Source organism: Collinsella sp. wc0583 (assembly GCF_046116915.1).
Lineage (GTDB): Bacteria > Actinomycetota > Coriobacteriia > Coriobacteriales > Coriobacteriaceae > Collinsella.
In genome coordinates, this window is sequence record NZ_JBJXBN010000003.1 from 207,697 (window position 1) to 228,551 (window position 20,855).

17 protein-coding genes are annotated in these 20,855 nt (G+C 61.3%); 16 read left to right on the forward strand and 1 reads right to left on the reverse strand.

From position 1 onward, the window contains the following. Positions 1–50 precede the first annotated feature (50 nt). From ACKUUJ_RS03825 to rpsJ, 8 genes are all read left to right on the forward strand, one after another. Entirely contained in the window at positions 51–3,479 is a 3,429-nt protein-coding gene (locus ACKUUJ_RS03825) for a DNA-directed RNA polymerase subunit beta (protein ID WP_409064746.1), read from the forward strand. 6 nt (positions 3,480–3,485) lie between these two features. Beyond that, entirely contained in the window at positions 3,486–7,964 is a 4,479-nt protein-coding gene (locus tag ACKUUJ_RS03830) for a DNA-directed RNA polymerase subunit beta' (RefSeq protein WP_409064714.1), read from the forward strand. A 201-nt stretch (positions 7,965–8,165) separates the two neighbouring features. Continuing rightward, a complete protein-coding gene (locus tag ACKUUJ_RS03835) occupies positions 8,166–8,684 on the forward strand; it encodes an RNA polymerase sigma factor (RefSeq protein WP_409064715.1) in 519 nt (172 codons plus the stop codon). Further along, a complete protein-coding gene (locus tag ACKUUJ_RS03840) occupies positions 8,635–9,711 on the forward strand; it encodes a hypothetical protein (protein ID WP_409064716.1) in 1,077 nt (358 codons plus the stop codon). The genes ACKUUJ_RS03835 and ACKUUJ_RS03840 overlap by 50 nt, the downstream gene beginning before the upstream one ends. A 544-nt stretch (positions 9,712–10,255) precedes the next feature. After that, a complete protein-coding gene (gene rpsL, locus ACKUUJ_RS03845; protein WP_006235012.1) occupies positions 10,256–10,633 on the forward strand; it encodes a 30S ribosomal protein S12 in 378 nt (125 codons plus the stop codon). Between the two features lie 73 nt (positions 10,634–10,706). Further along, complete coding sequence (gene rpsG / locus ACKUUJ_RS03850; RefSeq protein WP_006235013.1) at positions 10,707–11,180, forward strand: 30S ribosomal protein S7; 474 nt, start codon at positions 10,707–10,709, stop codon at positions 11,178–11,180. A 19-nt stretch (positions 11,181–11,199) separates the two neighbouring features. Next, positions 11,200–13,299: an elongation factor G gene (gene fusA / locus ACKUUJ_RS03855; protein ID WP_022094183.1), complete on the forward strand. Its 2,100-nt coding sequence runs from the start codon at positions 11,200–11,202 to the stop codon at positions 13,297–13,299. Positions 13,300–13,359: 60 nt separating this feature from the next. After that, on the forward strand, positions 13,360–13,668 hold the full coding sequence (rpsJ, locus tag ACKUUJ_RS03860) for a 30S ribosomal protein S10 (protein WP_022094184.1): 309 nt from the start codon (positions 13,360–13,362) through the stop codon (positions 13,666–13,668). A gap of 115 nt (positions 13,669–13,783) precedes the next feature. Here the strand turns inward: rpsJ and ACKUUJ_RS03865 are convergent, their stop codons facing one another. Beyond that, positions 13,784–14,560 (reverse strand): biotin--[acetyl-CoA-carboxylase] ligase, encoded by a 777-nt coding sequence (locus ACKUUJ_RS03865; RefSeq protein WP_409064717.1) that lies wholly within the window; start codon positions 14,558–14,560, stop codon positions 13,784–13,786. Between the two features lie 176 nt (positions 14,561–14,736). Between ACKUUJ_RS03865 and ACKUUJ_RS03870 the strand changes: the two genes are divergently transcribed. Genes ACKUUJ_RS03870 through fabZ form a run of 8 tightly spaced genes read left to right on the forward strand, consistent with a single transcriptional unit; the run spans position 14,737 to position 20,848 of the window. Then, on the forward strand, positions 14,737–15,696 hold the full coding sequence (locus ACKUUJ_RS03870) for a 3-oxoacyl-ACP synthase III family protein (protein WP_409064718.1): 960 nt from the start codon (positions 14,737–14,739) through the stop codon (positions 15,694–15,696). Between the two features lie 51 nt (positions 15,697–15,747). Then, positions 15,748–15,984 (forward strand): acyl carrier protein, encoded by a 237-nt coding sequence (locus tag ACKUUJ_RS03875; protein ID WP_409064719.1) that lies wholly within the window; start codon positions 15,748–15,750, stop codon positions 15,982–15,984. A 2-nt stretch (positions 15,985–15,986) separates the two neighbouring features. Next, on the forward strand, positions 15,987–16,931 hold the full coding sequence (fabK, locus tag ACKUUJ_RS03880; RefSeq protein WP_409064720.1) for an enoyl-[acyl-carrier-protein] reductase FabK: 945 nt from the start codon (positions 15,987–15,989) through the stop codon (positions 16,929–16,931). Continuing rightward, complete coding sequence (locus ACKUUJ_RS03885) at positions 16,919–17,845, forward strand: ACP S-malonyltransferase (RefSeq protein ID WP_409064721.1); 927 nt, start codon at positions 16,919–16,921, stop codon at positions 17,843–17,845. Before fabK ends, ACKUUJ_RS03885 begins: the two co-directional genes overlap by 13 nt. Positions 17,846–17,875: 30 nt before the next feature. After that, positions 17,876–18,649 carry a 3-oxoacyl-[acyl-carrier-protein] reductase gene (fabG, locus tag ACKUUJ_RS03890; RefSeq protein WP_409064722.1) on the forward strand — a complete coding sequence of 258 codons (774 nt, stop codon included), beginning with the start codon at positions 17,876–17,878 and terminating at the stop codon, positions 18,647–18,649. Between the two features lie 39 nt (positions 18,650–18,688). Beyond that, positions 18,689–19,936: a beta-ketoacyl-ACP synthase II gene (gene fabF / locus ACKUUJ_RS03895; protein ID WP_409064723.1), complete on the forward strand. Its 1,248-nt coding sequence runs from the start codon at positions 18,689–18,691 to the stop codon at positions 19,934–19,936. Between the two features lie 3 nt (positions 19,937–19,939). Further along, on the forward strand, positions 19,940–20,416 hold the full coding sequence (accB, locus tag ACKUUJ_RS03900) for an acetyl-CoA carboxylase biotin carboxyl carrier protein (RefSeq protein ID WP_409064724.1): 477 nt from the start codon (positions 19,940–19,942) through the stop codon (positions 20,414–20,416). A gap of 9 nt (positions 20,417–20,425) precedes the next feature. After that, positions 20,426–20,848, forward strand: coding sequence for a 3-hydroxyacyl-ACP dehydratase FabZ (gene fabZ / locus ACKUUJ_RS03905; RefSeq protein WP_006235025.1), 423 nt, complete (start codon positions 20,426–20,428; stop codon positions 20,846–20,848). The last annotated feature ends 7 nt before the right edge of the window (positions 20,849–20,855 follow it).

Genomic DNA, 20,855 nt, shown 5'->3' on the forward strand with positions numbered 1-20,855 from the left:
ACACTGCCACTGAGCGCAAGCGCGTCAGCTTCGGGAAAATCCCGGAGGCCATGGAGCTCCCCAACCTTATCTCTGTTCAAAGGGAATCCTTTGAGCGTTTTAAGGACGAGGGCCTTCGTGAGGCGTTCAAGGAATCCAGCCCCATCCAGAGCCAGAACCATGTTCTCGAGGTTACCTTCGGCGAGCATCAGTTTGGCGATCCCGCGCACACCGTCGAGGAGTGCCGCGAGAAGGACATGACCTATCAGGCTCCGCTTCTGACCGACGTCCGTCTCACTAACAAGGAGACCGGTGAGATCAAGGAGCAGCTCGTCTTTATGGGCGACTTCCCCATGATGACCGATCAGGGCACCTTTATCATCAACGGTACCGAGCGTATCGTCGTCTCCCAGCTCGTCCGTTCCCCGGGCGTGTACTACAGCTCCGAGATGGATTCGGGCAAGCAGATCTACAAGGCTCAGATCATCCCGTCCCGCGGTGCCTGGCTCGAGTTTGAGGTCGACAAGCGCGACCAGCTCATGGTCTCCATCGACCGTAAGCGCAAGCAGAGCGCCACGATGTTCCTGCGCGCCCTTGGCATCGCCGTCACCAACGACGATATCATCGAGCTGCTCGGCAACTCCGATGTGATCAAGCGCACCCTCGAGCGCGATACCGCCCTTACCCGCGAGGATGCTCTTATCGAGATCTACCGTCGCCTGCGCCCGGGCGAGCCTCCCACCGTGGATGCTTCCCGCAGCCTGCTCGAGGGCCTGCTCTTCAACCCGCAGCGCTACGATCTGGCCCGCGTCGGTCGCTACAAGGTCAACAAGAAGCTCAACCTCACCACCGAGGAAGAGGTCACGGTGCTCACCGACGAGGATATCGTCGCTACGCTGCGCTACCTGCTGTCCCTCGCTGCTGGCGAGCAGGGCTTCAAGGTCGACGACATCGACCACTTTGGCAACCGCCGCATTCGCACCGTCGGCGAGCTCGTCGCCAACCAGTTCCGTATCGGCATGAGCCGTATGGAGCGCGTCGTCCGTGAGCGCATGAGCTCCCAGGACATCGACGAGATCACCCCGCAGTCGCTCATCAACATCCGTCCGATCGTGGCCTCTATCAAGGAGTTCTTCGGTTCCTCGCAGCTCTCGCAGTTCATGGACCAGGCGAACCCCCTGACCGGTCTGACCCACAAGCGCCGTCTGTCCGCACTCGGCCCTGGCGGTCTTGCCGGCCACAAGTCGGGCTCCAGCCGCCGCACCAACGTGCCGACGGCCGTCCGCGACGTTCACAACTCGCACTACAGCCGCATGTGCCCGATCGAGACCCCCGAAGGCCCCAACATCGGCCTGATCGGCTCGCTCGCCCTCTACGCCCGCGTCAACGAGTATGGCTTCATTGAGGCTCCGTTCCGTCGCGTCGAGAACGGCGTTGCCACCGACCAGATCGACTGGATGACCGCTGACGAGGAAGAGAAGCACGTCATCGCGCCGGCCAACACGCCGCTCGATCCCAAGACCAACGAGTTCATCACGACCGATGCCGAGGGCAAGATCGTTCGTCCACATACCGTGATCGCCCGTACCCGCGACTTCGACGGCTCCTTCGGCGCTCCCGCCGACGTGCCTGTCGAGGACGTCGACTACATGGACGTCTCGCCGCGTCAGATGCTCTCCGTCGCAGCCACGCTGATTCCGTTCCTCGAGCACGACGACGCCAAGCGTACGCTCATGGGCGCCAACATGCAGCGTCAGGCCGTGCCGCTGGTTCACCCCGCCGCTCCCTATGTCGGTACCGGCATGGAGCGTCGCGCCGCCCTGGACTCTGGCGAGGTTACCCTGGCCAAGAACGCCGGCGAGGTCATCTATGCCGACGCTTCCAAGATTATCGTCAAGCATGCCGGCGGCATGGACGAGTATCACCTGGCCAAGTACCAGCGCTCCAACCAGTCCACCTGCATCAACCACCGTCCGCTCGTGCGCGTCGGTGACACCGTTGAGCAGGGCGAGCCTCTGGCCGACGGTCCTTCGACCGATCATGGCGAGCTCGCACTGGGTCAGAACCTCACCGTGGCATACATGCCGTGGGAAGGCTTCAACTACGAGGACGGTATCGTCGTGTCCGAGCGCCTGGTGGCCGAGGACCTGCTGACGACCATCAACATCACCCGTCACGAGATCGACGCCCGCGACACCAAGCTTGGCCCCGAGGAGATCACCCGCGAGATCCCGAACCTCTCCGAGGACATGCTTGCCAACCTCGACGAGGACGGCATCATCCGCATCGGCGCCGAGGTCGGCCCTGGCGACATCCTGGTCGGCAAGGTCACGCCTAAGGGCGAGAGCGCTCTGACCGCCGAGGAGCGCCTGCTGCGCGCCATCTTCGGTGCCAAGGCCCACGACGTCCGCGACACCTCCCTTAAGATGCCTCACGGCGCTTACGGCCGCGTCATCGACGTCGTCCGCTTTAGCCGCGAGAACGGCGACGACCTGGCCCCCGGCGTCAACGAGCAGGTGCGCGTCTACGTCGCCCAGCGTCGTAAGATCCAGCAGGGCGATAAGATCGCCGGCCGCCACGGCAACAAGGGTGTTATCTGCAACGTTCTGCCGGTCGAGGATATGCCCTACATGGCTGACGGTACCCCGATCGACGTTATCCTCAACCCGCTGGGCGTTCCTTCGCGTATGAACGTCGGCCAGCTGCTCGAGTGCCACCTTGGCTGGGCTGCTGCCTGCGGTTGGGATACCGAGAATGCCGACTCCGACAAGTATGTCCCCGGTCCGTTCTTCACCGCGACGCCCGTCTTCGACGGCGCCAAGGAGGACGAGATCGCCGAGGTCATCCGTCGCGCCAACAAGAACATGCTCAACAAGGCCACCGCTGCCTTTGGCGATCACATGCGCCCCGAGTTTGTCACCCAGCTTGACGAGCGCGGCAAGACCCGTCTGTTCGACGGCCGCACCGGCGAGGAGTTCCGCGAGCCCATTACCGTGGGTACGTCCTACATCCTCAAGCTCGGCCACATGGTCGACGACAAGATCCACGCCCGTTCGACCGGCCCTTACAGCCTGGTTACCCAGCAGCCGCTGGGCGGCAAGGCTCAGTTCGGCGGCCAGCGCTTCGGCGAGATGGAAGTTTGGGCACTGTACGCATACGGTGCTTCCAACGTTCTGCAGGAGATCCTGACCGTCAAGTCCGACGATACCGTGGGCCGCGTCAAGACCTACGAGTCCATCGTCAAGGGCGAGAACGTTCCTGTCCCGGGTATCCCCGAGTCCTTCAAGGTTCTCGTCAAGGAGATCCGTTCCCTCGCGCTGGACATCGAGCCCATGCACGATGCCGACGAGGACGCCTCCGCCCCTGTGACCGCCGAGGAGACCTCTGCCCTCGATGACCTGGCCGCGCTCGCCGGCGTTGATGCCGACGTCGAGGCCCAGGATGCCGAGACCGCCGAGGCACCCGAGGCTGTCGCCGCCACGACCACTGATAAGGAGTAGTTGACTGTGGCAGATTTCGAAGCTACTGATTTTGACTCGGTAAAGATCTCCCTTGCCTCCGCCGACCAGATCCGTTCCTGGTCGCACGGTGAGGTCAAGAAGCCGGAGACCATCAATTACCGTACCCTCAAGCCCGAGAAGGACGGCCTGTTCTGCGAGAAGATCTTCGGTCCCGCCAAGGACTGGGAGTGCTCCTGCGGCAAGTACAAGGGCATCCGCTTTAAGGGTATCGTCTGCGAGCGCTGCGGCGTCGAGGTCACCTCGGCCAAGGTGCGTCGCGACCGCATGGGCCACATCGAGCTCGCCGCTCCCGTGTCCCACATCTGGTACTTCAAGAGCCCCACGAGCTTCCCGATGAGCCGTATGCTCGACATCAAGTCCAAGGACCTCGAGAAGGTTCTGTACTTTGCCAGCTACATCATCACCGAGGTCGACTACGAGGCTCGCGAGGCCGACGCTGACGACCTGCGCGAGGAGCTCGCCGCCGATCTGGAAGAGATCGATGCCGAGTGCGCCCGCCAGATCGAATCCCTCAAGGAGCAGGGCAACCCCGAGAACTTTGACGAGTTCTCCGACGAGGAGCCGCTGACCCCCGAGGAGATCGCCTCTGGCATCGTCGACATTGAGGAAGAGTGCAAGGACGAGAAGCAGCTCCGCACGGACGCCTTCAACGCCTTCATGAAGCTCACCGAGCGCGACCTCATCTCCGATGAGCCGCTGTTCCGCGAGATGACCCGCTACTACTCCATGTACTTCAAGGGTGGCATGGGTGCCGAGGCCGTCCGCGACCTGCTCGCTGCCATCGACCTCCCCTCCGAGGCCGAGAAGCTCAAGGCCATCATCGCCGACGAGGACTCCCAGAAGCAGAAGCGCGAGAAGGCCGTCAAGCGCCTTGAGGTCGTTGACGCCTTCCTGAAGGGCGGCAACAGCCCCGCGAACATGATTCTGGATGTTATCCCGGTCATTCCGCCCGATCTGCGCCCGATGGTCCAGCTCGATGGCGGTCGCTTCGCCGCGTCCGACCTCAACGACCTGTATCGTCGCGTGATCAACCGTAACAACCGACTCAAGCGCCTGCTCGACCTGGACGCCCCTGCGATCATCGTGAACAACGAGAAGCGTATGCTCCAGGAGTCCGTGGACGCCCTGTTCGACAACGGCCGTCGTGGTCGCCCGGTCTCTGGCCGTGGCGGTCGCCCGCTCAAGTCGCTCGCCGAGGCCCTCAAGGGCAAGCAGGGTCGTTTCCGTCAGAACCTGCTGGGTAAGCGTGTCGACTACTCCGGCCGTTCGGTTATCGTTACCGACCCCAAGCTGCTGCTGCACCAGTGCGGTCTGCCCAAGACCATGGCGCTGGAGCTCTTCAAGCCCTTCGTCATGAAGCGCCTGGTCGAGCTTGGCAAGGTCGAGAACATCAAGGGCGCCAAGCGCGCTATCGACCGCGGTGCCACCTTTGTGTGGGATATCCTCGAAGAGGTCATCGACGGCCGCGTCGTGCTGCTCAACCGTGCACCGACCCTGCATCGTCTGTCCATCCAGGCCTTTGAGCCGGTTCTGGTCGAGGGCAAGGCTATCCACCTGCACCCGCTGGTCTGCTCGCCCTTCAACGCCGACTTCGACGGCGACCAGATGTCTGTCCACGTGCCGCTGTCCAGCCAGGCTCAGGCCGAGGCCCGCGTGCTCATGCTCTCTGCGAACAACCTGCGCTCGCCGGCATCCGGCAAGCCGGTCAACATTCCCTCGCAGGACATGATCATCGGTGTGTACTACCTCACCCAGGTCCGCGACGGCCTGCCGGGCGAGAACCACGTTTTCTCGAGCTTCGACGACGCGCTGCACGCCTATGACTGCCGTTCCGAGGTCGACATGCAGGCCAAGATCCAGGTCCGCGTGTCCGCCGAGAACGCCAACGTCATCAACGAGGACGGCACCCGTATCTTCCGCGTCAAGAACGGCAAGAACGAGTTTGTCGACTACGACGTCACCGGCAACAAGACCGCGCGCTTCGAGACCTCTATCGGCCGCATCATCTTCAACCGCCAGTGCCTGCCCGAAGACTATGAGTTCATGAACTACAAGATGGTCAAGGGCGACGTGGCCAAGCTGGTTGCCGACTGCTGCGATCGTTACCCCGAGGCCAAGGTCGGCCCGATCCTCGACGCCATCAAGTACTCCGGCTTCCACTACGCTACCCGCGCCGGCCTCACCATCTCGGTGTGGGACGCTCTCATCCCTGCCGAGAAGCAGGAGCTGCTCGATCGCGCCCAGGCCAACGTCGACCAGATCAACGAGTACTTCGAGGAGGGCTTCATCAACGAGACGGAGCGCCACATCGAAGTCGTTAACGAGTGGACCGCTTGTACCGATAAGGTTGCAGCGCTCATGCTCGACATGTTCGACGAGGAGAACCCGCTGTACATGATGGCCGACTCCGGCGCCCGTGGTTCTAAGACCCAGCTGCGTCAGCTCGGCGGCATGCGTGGCCTGATGGCAGACATGTCCGGCGAGACGATCGACCTTCCCATTAAGGCGAACTTCCGCGAGGGCCTGCTGCCGCTCGAGTACTTCATTTCGACCTACGGCGCCCGTAAGGGCCTGGTCGATACCGCATCCCACACCTCGGACTCTGGTTACCTGACCCGTCGTCTGGTCGACGTGGCCCAGGACGTCATCGTCCGCGAGGAGGACTGCGGTACGCACGAGGGCGTCACCTACAACCTCATCATCCCCGGCACCACTGACCTCAACACCGACCTCGTCGGCCGTTGCTTCATTGAGGACGTCGTGGCTCCCGATGGCACCGTGCTCTTTGAACAGGACGGCTACATCGAGAAGGTCGCCGACATCCAGAAGATGGTCGATGCGGGCCTCAAGAAGGTCAAGCTTCGCGCGCTGCTCACCTGCCGCTCCAAGTACGGCGTGTGCCAGAAGTGCTACGGCTGGGATCTTTCCACCCGCCGACCGGTCGCCATCGGTACTGCCGTCGGCATTATTGCCGCCCAGTCCATCGGCGAGCCCGGTACGCAGCTTACGATGCGTACCATTCACTCCGGCGGCGTCGCTGGCGTCGACGATATTACGCAGGGTCTGCCTACGGTCAGCCGTATGTTCGATATCGTCGGCAACGTCAACGAGAAGATCCTGGGTCGCGAGGCCGAGCTGGCTCCGTACTCCGGCCACCTCTCGATTAAGCCCGAGAAGTCCGAGTACGTGCTGACGCTCACCGACTCCGATGATCACACCCGTGTCCTCGACGAGCGTCGCGTTCCCGCTTCGGTGCGCTTTATGCCCGAGATCGAGGACGGCTGCGAGGTTCGCGCCGGCGACCAGATCACCAAGGGCTTCGTCAACTTCCGCAACCTGCGCAAGCTGACCGATATCGAGTCGACGATGCACACCTTCGTCGAGAGCGTCAAGGACGTCTACACCAGCCAGGGCGTCGACCTGAACGACAAGCACATCGAGGTGCTCGCACGTCAGATGCTGCGTCGCGTTCAGATCACCAACCCCGGTGACTCCAAGTACCTGCTTGGTCAGTACGTCGACCGCTACGAGTTCGCCGACGAGGTCGAGCGCGTTGCCCGTCTGGGCGGTCAGGCTCCCGTGGCCGAGCCCGTCATCCTGGGTACGCTCAAGGTCGCGTCCAACATCGACTCCTGGCTGTCGAGCGCTTCGTTCATCCGTACCGCGGGCGTCCTTACCGAGGCTGCCATCGAGGGCAAGGTCGATCACCTGCTCGACCTTAAGTCCAACGTCATCGTCGGTAAGAAGATCCCGGCCGGTACCGGCCTCAAGCCGTACGCCAACGCCAAGCTGACGTATCGCACGGCCGACGGCTACGTGGACATCGACGGCCCGGCTTCGCCCAACGCCAAGTCGCTGCCCGAGTGGGCACCTGTGGAGCTCAAGGACCTGGACGAGCAGCTCCCGCAGCAGCTCGACTGGGCCGGCTACGACGAGTTCGGTGGTGCTGACGGTTCGTTCACCCGCAACGGCCACACCATCTCCGCCGAGAAGGCTCGCCTGTACCTGTTCGACGACCTGGGCGTGTCGCAGCGCTGGACCAACAAGTTCAGCGAGGTTGGCATCGAGACGGTCGGCGACCTGGTCGGCAAGTCCGAGGAGGATCTGCTGCGCATCGATGGTATCGGTGCCAAGGCGATCGAGGAGCTCCGTGATGGCCTGGAGGCCCACGACCTGCTCTATATCCTCGAGAACAACGACGACGTTGCCGACGAGGAAGACCTCTCGCAGCTGCTGCAGATGGTCTTTAGCCCCGACGGTCCGGACGACATCCTGCTGGGCACCTCTGCCGCGCCGACGCATCACGCCGACGCCGACGAGGAGCTCCTGGGCGCCCCGATCGACGACAAGAAGGCTCCCGCCAACGGTGCCATCAACGAGGACATGGCTTCCCTCGACGAGCTGCTCAACCAGCTCGTGGACACCGACGACGCCGAAGAGGCCAAGGACAACGACGAGGAGTAATTTCCTAGTACGTTAACCGTCCTTCCAAAGACCCGCTTCCCAACAGGGGAGCGGGTCTTTTTTGTTGAAGAAAACCTGCCAATAAGGGACAGGTTTATTTTGGTAGGTTATTCCTGCTTGAATTTGAAACATTTCGTTCGGTCAAAGCGTATCTATGGTGAGGACCTCATCAAGAATCATTACCGTCACCGGGAGGTGATTATGGAAGAACAAACATTTAGACAGGCGGTCGAAGATCACCGGGATGTCGTGTTTCGAATTGCATTGGCGTACCTGCGCGATCGTGCCGATGCCGACGATATTGCCCAAGATGTCTTTCTTAAGTTGCTTAAAAGCGATGGACACTATGAAAGTTGGGAACATCTTCGCCGCTGGCTTATCCGGGTCACGATCAATGAATGTAAATCGCTCTTTCGAAAGCCATGGAGGCGTGTGGAGGATATTGAGAACCTGGCCGATTCGCTTTCGGCGGCGCAGGATGAGACCAAGGCGGTCCTGTCAGACGTTATGCGACTTCCGGAGCGATTCCGCGTTCCCATCGTGCTCTATTACTATCTGGGCTTTTCGACCTCAGAGATTGCCGAGTTGTTGCATGTACCAGCCGCGACCGTTCGAACGCGTTTGGCTCGCGGCAGGTCGAAGCTCAAGTTCATCCTAGAGGAGGGCGACCGTGAAATCCAATCAAATCAAGCAGGCCTTCGAGTCCGTCCAAGCCGATAGCGATCTTGCTGACCGTGTTCTTTATGCCGCTGCTGGTGAGCCGCTTCGCCGAAAGGGTCACGCGAAGCCTCTGTATGTTGCCGTGATCGGATGCCTTGCCGGAGTGCTGGCGACCGGAGGGGTCGCCTACGCCGTCGTCAATTCCAGTTATTTTGCCTCTGCCTGGGGAAACCATGGCAACGGAGAGTCCATTACCTGGACTCAAGGTGGCTCGTTGGGGACTAAATATACCTACACCAGAGAGTTTGGTGATGGTATCGCGCCCCAAAGCTTGGAGGGTTCAGTACAGAAGGTCAATCTGTCCGTCGAGGGCAACGGCTATACACTCGACATTCATGATATGGCTATCGATAAAAACGGTTGCGGTGCCGTGACGTTTACGTTGTCCAATCCAAATGGTGTTAACTACTACAAGCCGGCAGCAGAGACTGGCGAACTTGTTCTCTATGGTGAAGAAGAACAAGGCATCGGCACGCCCAGCATGAACTTCGGCGAGGAATGGGCTGACACACGCTGCACAATTGATAAAGACACATCAAGCGACACGGTCATTAATGGCACGATGTACTTTGCCTCGTGGAATCGCGAGCGAGATTTGGGACATGCGGTCAGCTGGAATATCTGCTGGACTGAGGGCGAAGGCGAGGACGCGAAGCTGCTCGAGGCATCGACGCCCGAGTTTAGCGTTGGAGCGTACGTCGATACAAAGGAACTCCGCTCCGATGACTCGCCTCTTGAGATTAGCCCGTTTTCCATCCAGACGCACATCGACGATCTGGGCATTGACGCAGTCACGAAAAAGTTGACCGTTACCTACAAGGATGGATCGGAGCAGATTATCGAAGACGATGCTGCAGGCGCGTACAATTCCTATGTTTCGCTGACGCGCAATAGCGGGGAGAACATCTCGGTTCCGACAAAGCTGATCAATGTCGATCAAGTGGTCTCGGTAACCCTCGAGGGCACGAGATACACATCAACAGGAGAGACCGAAACAGAAGTTCCCTTTACCATCGTCTATTCGTAAGGTCTGGGCCGCTTCCCAAGAGGGGAAGCGGCCTTTTTAGCGTTATATGGACGAGTGGATTGAACGCTATTTGCCTGATTCTCGCAAGAACGTGGCAAATGGATGCGAATCACCGTGAAGAGCGGCGTTTCCCCAGATAAAACCGACCAAAATAAACCTGTCCCTTTTTGGCAGGGAACGTTGCCCCGACGAGCACGTCGGATTCCCGGTCCGGGCGGCCCGCTGTTTAAGTTTGTCGCGAGTTCCGCACGAGCCGGAGGCCACTTAATGTGGCCTCCGTGCGAGCCAGGACTGTAGAGCAGCAAACTTAAACAGCGGGCCGCCCGGGCCGGGAATCCGCCCCCGCGCACAGAAGGGGATTCCTTTTGTGTAGGCTTTGCGGAAATATACTCATTTTGGGATACGCCCGGCGGCGTGGTCTGTTGACGGCACAGCTAACGCCACGTATCCTATCGAACTGCGTGTTTCGTAGGGGGATGCTGACCCCTCGATTCAAGCCGTTGCACTTTACAGAAAGCTGGAATCATTCGAGAAGGAGTACGCTTTGCCTACTATTAACCAGCTGGTTCGCCAGGGCCGTCGTTCCGTGCCCAAGAAGTCCAAGAACGCTGCTCTGCAGCACAACTCCCAGAAGCGCGGCGTGTGCACCCGCGTCTTCACCACGAGCCCCAAGAAGCCGAACTCGGCTCTTCGTAAGGTTGCCCGTGTTCGCCTCGTCAACGGCATCGAAGTTACCGCTTACATCCCGGGTGAGGGCCACAACCTGCAGGAGCACTCCATCGTGCTCGTCCGCGGCGGTCGTGTCCGTGACCTCCCTGGTGTCCGTTATCACGTCATCCGTGGCGCCTACGACGCTGCTCCGGTCCAGAACCGTATGCAGGCCCGTTCCAAGTACGGTGCTAAGCGCCCCAAGGCCAAATAAGCCAGATAACGTTTTGATACTTTCGCCGTGTGCCGCCTAAGCGCCGCACGGTAGACACTTAAGGAGATTTCACATGCCGCGTCGTGCAGCAGCTAATCGTCGTGAGGTTCAGCCTGACGCCGTTTACAACAACCGCCTGGTGACTCAGCTCATCAACAAGGTCCTTCTTGACGGCAAGAAGGCCACCGCTGAGCGCATCGTTTACACCGCTTTCGAGATCGTTGCCGAGAAGTCCGAGGGTGGCGACGCTCTCGCTACCTTCAAGAAGGCTATGGACAACGTCAAGCCCACGCTTGAGGTTAAGCCCAAGCGTGTCGGTGGCGCTACCTATCAGGTCCCGATGGAGGTCAACTCCCGTCGTTCCACCGCTCTGGGTATCCGCTGGATCGTCAACTTCTCCCGCGCTCGCAAGGAGAAGACCATGGCCGAGCGTCTCGCCAACGAGATCCTCGACGCTTCCAACGGCCTGGGCGCTTCCGTCAAGAAGCGTGAGGACGTCTTCAAGATGGCCGAGGCCAACCGCGCGTTCTCTCACTATCGTTGGTAAGTTAAGGTAAGGAACTAACATGGCTAAGCCTAAGTACAAGCTTTCCGATACCCGTAACATCGGCATCATGGCTCACATCGATGCCGGTAAGACCACCACGACCGAGCGTATTCTTTACTACACCGGTAAGACCCACAAGATCGGTGAGGTCCATGAGGGCGCTGCCACCATGGACTGGATGGTTCAGGAGCAGGAGCGCGGCGTAACCATTACCTCCGCTGCTACCACGTGCTTCTGGAACAAGGACGGTAAGGACTACCGCATCCAGATCATCGACACCCCGGGCCACGTTGACTTCACCGCCGAGGTCGAGCGTTGCCTGCGCGTTCTCGATGGCGCTGTCGCCGTCTTCGACGCCGTTGCCGGCGTTCAGCCCCAGTCTGAGACCGTTTGGCGTCAGGCTTCCACCTTCAACGTCCCCCGCATCGCCTTCATCAACAAGTATGACCGCGTGGGCGCTGACTTCTTCAACGCTATCGAGACCATGAAGGATCGTCTCGACGCTAACGCCGTGGCCGCTCAGGTCCCGATGGGCGCCGAGGACAACTTCTGGGGCGTCATCGACCTGGTCACCATGACTGCATGGGACTTCAAGGCCGACGAGAAGGGTATGACCTACCCCGAGCCGATGGACGAGATCCCGGCTGAGTTCGCCGACATCGCTGCCACCAAGCGCGAGGAGCTCCTTGACGCTGCTGCCAGCTTTGACGACGAGCTCATGGAGAAGATCCTCATGGAGGAGGACTTCACCGTCGAGGAGCTCAAGGCTGCTCTGCGTAAGGGCGTTCTGGCCAACGAGCTCAACCTCGTCTTCGTGGGCTCCGCCTACAAGAACAAGGGCGTTCAGGAGCTGCTCGACGCTGTCGTCGACTACCTGCCCAGCCCGCTCGACGTTGAGGCCGTCACCGGTACCGATCCGGACACCGGCGAGGAGATCCAGCGTCATCCTTCCTTCGACGAGCCCTTCTCCGGCCTGGTCTTCAAGATCATGACCGACCCGTTCGTCGGTAAGCTCACCTATGTCCGCGTTTACTCCGGCCGCGCCGAGTCCGGCTCCTACGTGGTCAACGCTTCCAATGGTCAGCGCGAGCGCCTCGGCCGCATCCTCGAGATGAACGCCGCCGAGCGTATCGACCGTGACGACGCCGCCGCCGGCGACATCGTCGCTTGCGTCGGCTTCAAGAACTCCACCACCGGTGACACCCTGTGCGCCGAGGGCAAGGAGATCGTCCTCGAGAAGATCGAGTTTGCTAAGCCCGTTATCGACGTTGCCATCGAGCCCAAGACCAAGGCCGAGCAGGACAAGATGTCCCTGGCTCTGACCAAGCTCGCCGAGGAGGACCCGACCTTCCAGGTGTCCACCAACCACGAGACCGGCCAGACCATCATCGCCGGCATGGGCGAGCTGCACCTCGAGATCATCGTCGACCGTCTGCTCCGCGAGTTCAAGGTTGACGCTAACGTCGGTAAGCCCCAGGTCGCCTACCGCGAGACCGCTGGTCACGACGTCGAGAAGGCTGAGGGCAAGTTCGTCCGTCAGTCCGGCGGTCGCGGTCAGTACGGCCACGCCGTCATCAAGCTCGAGAAGATGGAGGAAGGCTTCGGCTACGAGTTCGTCAACGCTATCGTCGGCGGCGTCGTGCCCAAGGAGTACATCCCGTCCATCGACAAGGGCATCCAGGAGGCCCTGAACACCGGTGTTATCGCCGGCTTCCCGGTCCTCGACGTTAAGGTCACCCTGTTCGACGGTTCTTACCACGAGGTCGACTCCTCCGAGGCCGCCTTCAAGATCGCCGGTTCCATGGCTATCAAGGATGCCCTCAAGAAGTCCGATCCGCAGCTGCTCGAGCCGATCATGGCTGTCGAGGTCGAGACCCCCGAGCAGTACATGGGCGACGTTATGGGCAACCTCTCCGGTCGCCGCGGCAAGATCGAGGGCATGGAGGATCGCAAGAACAGCAAGCTCATCCGTGCCAAGGTGCCGCTGGGCGAGATGTTCGGTTACGCTACCGACCTTCGCTCCCAGACCCAGGGCCGTGCATCCTACACGATGCAGTTCGACTCTTATGAGCCCGCGCCCAAGTCCATTGTGGACGAGGTCATGAGCAAGAACGCCTAAGTTCGAGCTCCCTGTTACGTAATCCGCGAGAACATCTCTCGCACTCTTTGGAGGTTTAAGTTGGCTACCCAGAAGATCCGCATTCGCCTCAAGGGCTATGATCACGAGGTCGTCGATCAGTCCGCGAAGCTCATCGTCGAGACCGCTCAGAAGACCGGCGCTCGCGTTTCCGGTCCTGTCCCCCTGCCCACCGAGCGCAACCTGTACACGGTTATCCGCTCGCCGCACGTGAACAAGGACTCCCGTGAGCAGTTCGAGATGCGCACCCACAAGCGCCTCATCGACATCCTCGACCCCACCTCGGGCACCGTTGATTCGCTCATGCGTCTCGATCTCCCCGCTGGCGTCGACATCGACATCAAGCTCTAAGCGATATCGCTCTTAGCTTAAAGGGCCCCGCTGCCGTTACGGTAGCGGGGCCCTTTTGTTTTGAATGATGGTTTGGACTGCCGGGCAATGCTGCCGAGTAGGTGGTTGCGGCGCCCTATTCGCTCAAGGGACGCAGCGATGCTTCCTCAAAATGGAAGGATCGCAAACCGCCTTCCGCTTCGATACACGCGCGACCAAAGCCATCGACGGTTTTAAAGATGCCGCGTGCCAGCTCGTCGCCGGCAGGGGAACGGGCGATAACGTGCTCCCCAATCCAATTGAGGTGAGTGACATATTCGCCGTGGACGGGCGCGAGCGGACCGGCGTCTTCTTCCATGACGTTGAGCAGATCTGCCCACGCGTCCACAGCGTTTACGACGGTGTGATAGACCTCCTTGAGTAGCACATCGACGGTGGGAACGTTCTCGTTGAGATCCGAGAGACCGATTGCCGGCAGACCGCCATCGGGAACCTCCGAGGGCACATAGTTCACATTGACGCCAATGCCGCAGACGGCGAAAGGTTTGCCTTCGTTATCGCGTGCAGCTTCGACCAGAATGCCGCCGAGCTTGCGTCCTCGCGCGACCAGGTCGTTGGGCCATTTGAGGCCAATCTCGTTTGCAAGACCCTGCTTTTCGAGCGCCTTGAGCACCGCTAGGCCGCTGACGGCAGCAAGACCAGAGTACTTTGCAGGATTAACGCATGGACGCAGGACAATCGAAAGTAATAGGTTGCCGGCGGTTGAATCCCACTTGTGGCCGCGCCGGCCGCGTCCTGCTGTCTGAGCCCGGGCGGCAAGTCCTGTGCCGTGCGGCGCTCCCTGTTTTCCTGCTTCGAGCAGGTCATCGTTGGTCGATCCGGTTACGTCGACTATCGTTAATTTGGCATCCATAACGGTTGCTACCTCCTAAGTTAATAAGGCAATCGCGTAATGGTGTCGAGAGATAGACACAATGTGAAGCCTTTGTCGCATTTGGACAATTTAATGTTAACACGTCAACAACGACTAAAATGCGCTATCCTCTCTTGGTCGATGTAAACACGTCAACAACTCAAAGGAGGCTAGTGATGGGTTTCACGATTCTTGGAACAGGCTCGGCGCTTCCTGAGCGCAGTGTTTCCAATGACGAGCTGTCTGAGTTCCTCGATACCTCGGATGAGTGGATTTTTACCCGCACAGGTATCAAGAGCCGCCACGTCTGCACCACCGAGTCACTTGACGACCTTGCCGTAGCGGCGAGCGAGCGGGCACTCCAGGTGTCCGGAATCGACGCGAGCCAGCTGGATCTGATCGTCTGCTCGACGACGACGGGTGACCACCTTGTTCCCGCTGAGGCGTGTGCCGTTGCTGAGCGACTAGGCGCGACGTGCCCTGCCTTCGATGTCTCGGCGGCTTGTGCCGGCTTCGTATTTGCGCTCGATATTGCCGAGGGCTATATCGCCCGCGGCCGTGTCGAGCACGTGCTGGTCGTTGCTGCCGAGCAGATGACGCGCGCGCTCGACTGGACCGACCGTGCCACCTGCGTGCTCTTTGGCGATGGGGCAGGCGCCGCAGTGATTGAGGCTGGGGGAGACAGTCCCCTTGCCGTTGAGCTTTCGACGGCGCCCGACGTCGAGACGTTGCGCGTTCCTGGTCTAGTTGGCACCTCGCCGTTTAAGGCCTCCGCAGATAGCGAGAGCGTGCTGTCCATGAATGGCCGCCGCGTGTTCAAGTTCGGCGTCAACGCCATCTGCGACACGGTCCATAAGCTTGCGATCGATGCGGGCATTTCGGTCGAAGACATCGATCATTTTGTATTCCATCAGGCTAACGAACGAATCCTGAGCCAGGCGGTCAAGCGCCTGGGCGTGCCGGACGAGCGCGTGGTTCGCACGTTGCGCGAGACCGGCAACATTTCGAGCGCATGCATTCCGCTTGCCCTCGACCGGCTGGCAAACGCCTGTGCACTTCACACGGGCGACACCATCGCCTTGGTTGGATTTGGCGCCGGTCTGGATATAGGTGGCTATCTGCTTCGTTGGAAGTAGTCGCACATAGGAAATAAAAACGCCCTAGGGCACAACCAAAGGAGAACTACCATGGCAGATCAGAAGACCTTCGAGCGCGTTTGCGACGTTATCCGCGAGACCGCCGGTCTTGACGATGTCGAGATGAAGCCCGAGTCCACGCTCGAGGAGATTGGTCTCGACAGCCTGGGCACCGTCGAGATCCTCGTCGCCGTCGAGGACGAGTTTGGCATCCAGCTCGATACCGAGGAGAACCCCAAGACGGTCGGCGAGTTCGCCGATACGGTCGAGACGGCATTGGAGAAGTAGAGATGCTCAAGACTCCTCTCTGCGATCTGCTCGGCATCGAAAAGCCCGTGTTCCAGGGCGGTATGGCCTGGATTGCCGACGCCTCGCTGGCATCGGCCGTATCCGAGGCGGGTGGCTTAGGGATTATCGCGGCCATGAATGCCGACGCAAACTGGCTGCGCGATCAGATTCACGAGCTGCGCGCCAAGACGGATAAGCCCTTTGGCGTCAACGTCATGCTCATGAGCCCGTTTGCCGACGAGGTCGCGCAGGTCGTGATCGATGAGCAGGTGCCCGTTGTGGTGACTGGTGCCGGTAATCCCACCAAGTACATGAAAGCTTGGAACGATGCGGACATCAAGGTCATCCCCGTTGTGGCTTCGGTGGCGCTCGCCCGTCTCGTGGCGCGTCGTGGAGCCACGGCGGTTGTTGCGGAGGGCACCGAATCGGGCGGCCATATTGGCGAGACCTCGACGATGGCACTGGTGCCGCAGGTCGTCGATGCGGTCGACATTCCCGTCGTGGCCGCCGGCGGTATTGCCGACGGCCGCGGCGCGGCGGCCGCCTTTATGCTGGGCGCCGAAGGCGTGCAAGTGGGTACGCGCTTTCTGGTCGCAGACGAGTGCACCGTCTCGGAGCAGTACAAAGAGATGGTCCTGAAGGCCAACGACACTTCGACGCGTGCGACCGGTCGCTCGACGGGACATCCAGTGCGCGCCCTCAAGAGCCCCTTCACCAACGCCTATGCCAAGAGCGAGGGTTCCGGTGCGAGTGCCGAGGAGCTCGGTGCTATGGGAACCGGTGCGCTGCGTAAGGCCGCCAAGGACGGCAACTACGAAGAGGGTTCGTTTTTGTGTGGACAGATTGCCGGCATGGTCAACGAGCGCCAGAGCGCACGCGAAATCGTTGACGACCTGGTCGATTGCGCCGAGCACATCCTGAAGGGTGCGTGCGCATGGGTGGCGTAGCGTTTCTTTTTGCCGGCCAGGGTGCCCAGCACCCCGCGATGGGCGTCGACTTGATCGAGACATCGCCGGCGGCCGCCGAGGTGTTCGCCATTGCCGATGAGGTGCGCCCGGGGACGAGCGAGCAGTGCCGGAGCGCCTCCAAGGAGGAGCTCTCGCAGACCGAGAACACGCAGCCGTGCGTGTTCGTGCACGACTTGGCTGTCGCCGTCGCCCTGCGCGAGCGCGGCGTGGTGTCTGCCGCCTGTGCGGGATTCTCGCTGGGCGAGGTCGCTGCACTCACCTTTGCGGGGGCATTCGATACGCGAGCGGGTTTTGAGCTCGTGTGTGAGCGCGCGGCATTGATGGCCACGGCGGCCGAGCGTCACCCCGGCGGCATGCGCGCCGTCATCAAACTTGATGCTGCGCAAGTCGAGAACCTGGCTGCGCAGGCCGGCGAGGACTGCTGGCCGGTCAACTACAACAGTCCCCAGCAGACGGTTGTGGCCGGAGCGCCCGAGGCGCTGCAGACCCTCGACGCCCTGGTAAAAGAGGCTGGCGGCCGCGCTATGAAAGTCGCGGTGTCGGGTGCATTCCATAGCCCCTATATGGCCGAGGCGGCTGAGGGGCTGGCGACGTATATCCAAGCCGGGCACGCCCCGTCCCCTTTGCTGATTCCGGTCATGGCAAATATGACGGCGGCGCCCTATCCGGCCGACCCGCAGGCGGCATCGGAGGTGCTGGCCAACCAGGTAAGTCATGCCGTGCGCTGGGTCGACACGCTGCATGCTCTGCAGGATCAAGGCATCGACACGTTTATTGAGGTCGGCCCCGGCAAAACGCTGTCGGGCCTGGTCAAGCGTACGCTGAGCGACGTTCGCGTGTATTCGTGCGAAACGGTCGAGCAGGTCGCAGCTATTGCCGACGAGCTCGCATAGTTCACAGGGCTGTAACCCGAAAGGAATGACATGGGCAACTTGAACAACGGCGCGCTCGAGCGCAACGACTCACGTCGCGTGGCGCTTGTCACGGGCGGCTCGCGCGGCATCGGTCGCGCTTGTGCCGTGGGCCTGGCGGAGGACGGCTTTGATATCGCCGTCGTCTATGCCGGTAGCGCAGATGCGGCGCGCGAGACGTGCGAAGCCTGTGAGGCGGCTGGCGCCACGGCGCGCGCATATCAATGTGACGTGGCCGACCCCGCCGCCGTCAACACTTGCGTGGAGACGGTCCTCAACGACTTCGGCTCCATTTGGGCGCTCGTCAACAACGCTGGCATCACGCGCGACGGCCTGCTCATGCGTATGGGTGACGATGCCTTCGACCGCGTGCTCGACGTCAATCTCAAGGGAACATTCAACATGACGCGCGCGCTCACCAAGACCTTTATGCGCCAGCGCGGCGGTTGCGTCGTCAACATGAGCTCGGTCGTGGGCCTGATGGGCAATGCCGGGCAAGCCAACTACGCTGCCTCCAAGGCGGGCGTGATCGGCCTGACCAAGGCGGTGGCGCGCGAGCTTGCGCCCCGCGGCGTACGAGTGAACGCGGTTGCCCCCGGGTTTGTCGAGACGGATATGACGGCAAAGCTCTCGGAGAAGGTGCGTACGGTAACCGAGGAGCAGATTCCCCTTAAGCGTATGGCGCAGCCCGAAGAGGTGGCCGGTGTGGTGCGATTTTTAGTGAGCGATGCGGCTGCCTACATTACGGGCGAAGTCGTACGCGTCGACGGCGGAATGGCGATGTAGAAACCAGGGCCGAAGAACGGCTTGGATGAGGAGACCATGATGGAACAGAGAGTTGCAATCACCGGTATCGGTGCCGTGTCGCCGCTCGGCAACACCGCGCTTGCCACCTGGGCGGCCATGTGCGCCGGCACGTGCGGCATCGGCCCGATCACGCACTTCGATACCGATGCGTTTGCCGTCAAGGTGGCAGCCGAGGTCAAGGGCTTTGACGGCAACGAGTACTTTGGCAAGCGTGACGCCAAGCATCTCGACCCCTGCGTTCAGTTTGCACTGGCGGCTTCGGACGAGGCAATGCACGATGCGGGTTTTGATGTCGAAGGTGCAATCGATCGCGAGCACCTGGGCGTCTACGTGGGCTCGGGCGTGGGCGGCATGCAGACGCTTGTCGACAACGTCCACACGATTGCCGACCGCGGGCCTCGTCGCGCATCGCCCTACATGATCGCGATGATGATTCCCAACATGGCTTCGGGCAACATCGCGATTCGCCATAAGGCAAAGGGCCCGACCCTGCCCGTGGTGACCGCGTGCGCAACCTCGGCCCATGCGGTGGGTGAGGCGTTCCGCGCTATCAAGCACGGCTATGCCGATGCGATTCTCGCCGGCGGTGCCGAGGCCGCAATTATCCCCGATGCCGTTGCGGGCTTTACGTCCTGCCGCGCATTGACCACCAACCCTGATCCCGCGACGGCCTGCCGCCCGTTCGACGCGAACCGCGACGGCTTTGTGATGGGCGAGGGCGCCTGCGTGCTGGTACTCGAGAGCATGGAGCATGCACAGGCGCGCGGTGCGCACATTTACGCCGAGGTCGTGGGCTACGGCAACACCGATGATGCCTATCACATCACGAGCCCCGATCCCGAGGCTGCCGGCATTGCCCGCGCGATATCGCTGGCGGTTGCCGAGGGCGACGTCAAGCCTTCCGAGGGTCTCTACATCAATGCTCACGGCACCTCGACCAAGCTCAACGATTCGTCCGAGACGGCGGGCATTAAGCGTGCACTCGGCGAGGATGCGGCACGCGCCGCGCATGTCTCGTCGACCAAGTCGATGACCGGCCATATGATCGGCGCCACGGGTGCCATCGAGGTCATGGCATGTGCCATGGCGCTCGAGCAGGGCGTGGTGCCCCCGACCATTAACTACCATACACCCGATCCCGCCTGCGATCTTGACTACACGCCTAATCGCGCGGTTCGCGCCGATCTTACCTGGGCGCTTTCGACCAACCTGGGCTTTGGCGGGCACAACGCCGCCATCGCGCTGCGTAGATATACGAGGAGCTAGTGCATGGATTCCAAAAGACTTGCCGAGATAGCCGATGTTATGGAGGACCGCGGCCTCACGCGCGTACGCGTTGAGGAGCCCGATGGCACCGCGGTCGAACTCGAGCGCGCGAGCGCCGTGCAGCCGGTTGCCGTGCCCATGCCTATGCCGGGTGCCGTGACTGCTCCGGCGGTGGCTCCTGTCGCCATGCCTGCCGCCGCACCGGAGCCCGCCGCGCAGACGCCTGCCGCCGCACCGGAGCCCAAGGGCACCGAGGTGACCGCTCCCATGGTCGGCGTTTTCTATGCTGCCCCAGCGCCGGGCGACGAGCCGTTTGTGCGCGTGGGCTCCAAGGTCAAGGCCGGCGAGACCCTCTGCATCATCGAGGCTATGAAGGTTCTCAACGAGGTGACGGCCGAGGCAGACGGCGAGGTGCTCGAGATCTGCGTGGCCGACGGCGACCTCGTGGAGTTTGGCAGCTGCCTCATGAGAATCGGATAGGTGATATCCATGAACAAAGAAGAGCTTAAGGAACTGTTGCCGCATCGCGAACCGATGCTTTTGCTCGACGAGGCCGAGCTGGTGGGCGACGAGGCCCACGGCAAGATCACGATCACGGGCGACGAGTACTTTTTGCAGGGGCATTTTCCGGGAAACCCGGTGGTCCCCGGCGTGATTCAGTGCGAGATGCTCGCCCAAAACTGCTGCGTGCTGCTGATGGGCGATGAGGAGGCGCGCGGCGCGACGCCGTTCTATACGAGTCTGGACAAGGTGCGCTTTAAGCGCCCGGTGCGCCCGGGCGACACGGTGGATCTGGTGTGCTCCATCACGCGTGCGCGCGGGCCGTTCCGCTTTGCGACGGGTACTGCGAGCGTCAACGGTGAGGTTTGCTGCCGCGCCGATATGTCTTTTGCACTCATGCACGAAAGTTAAGGAAGGC

Bases quoted from the DNA above. Each gene is read 5' to 3' on its own strand.
- ACKUUJ_RS03825 (WP_409064746.1), top strand. From the start codon at position 51: ATGGAGCTCCCCAACCTTATCTCTGTTCAAAGGGAATCCTTTGAGCGT.
- ACKUUJ_RS03835 (WP_409064715.1), top strand. From the start codon at position 8,166: ATGGAAGAACAAACATTTAGACAGGCGGTCGAAGATCACCGGGATGTC.
- rpsG (WP_006235013.1), top strand. From the start codon at position 10,707: ATGCCGCGTCGTGCAGCAGCTAATCGTCGTGAGGTTCAGCCTGACGCC.
- fusA (WP_022094183.1), top strand. From the start codon at position 11,200: ATGGCTAAGCCTAAGTACAAGCTTTCCGATACCCGTAACATCGGCATC.
- ACKUUJ_RS03865 (WP_409064717.1), bottom strand. From the start codon at position 14,560: ATGGATGCCAAATTAACGATAGTCGACGTAACCGGATCGACCAACGAT.
- ACKUUJ_RS03870 (WP_409064718.1), top strand. From the start codon at position 14,737: ATGGGTTTCACGATTCTTGGAACAGGCTCGGCGCTTCCTGAGCGCAGT.
- ACKUUJ_RS03875 (WP_409064719.1), top strand. From the start codon at position 15,748: ATGGCAGATCAGAAGACCTTCGAGCGCGTTTGCGACGTTATCCGCGAG.
- fabK (WP_409064720.1), top strand. From the start codon at position 15,987: ATGCTCAAGACTCCTCTCTGCGATCTGCTCGGCATCGAAAAGCCCGTG.
- ACKUUJ_RS03885 (WP_409064721.1), top strand. From the start codon at position 16,919: ATGGGTGGCGTAGCGTTTCTTTTTGCCGGCCAGGGTGCCCAGCACCCC.
- fabG (WP_409064722.1), top strand. From the start codon at position 17,876: ATGGGCAACTTGAACAACGGCGCGCTCGAGCGCAACGACTCACGTCGC.
- fabF (WP_409064723.1), top strand. From the start codon at position 18,689: ATGGAACAGAGAGTTGCAATCACCGGTATCGGTGCCGTGTCGCCGCTC.
- accB (WP_409064724.1), top strand. From the start codon at position 19,940: ATGGATTCCAAAAGACTTGCCGAGATAGCCGATGTTATGGAGGACCGC.
- fabZ (WP_006235025.1), top strand. From the start codon at position 20,426: ATGAACAAAGAAGAGCTTAAGGAACTGTTGCCGCATCGCGAACCGATG.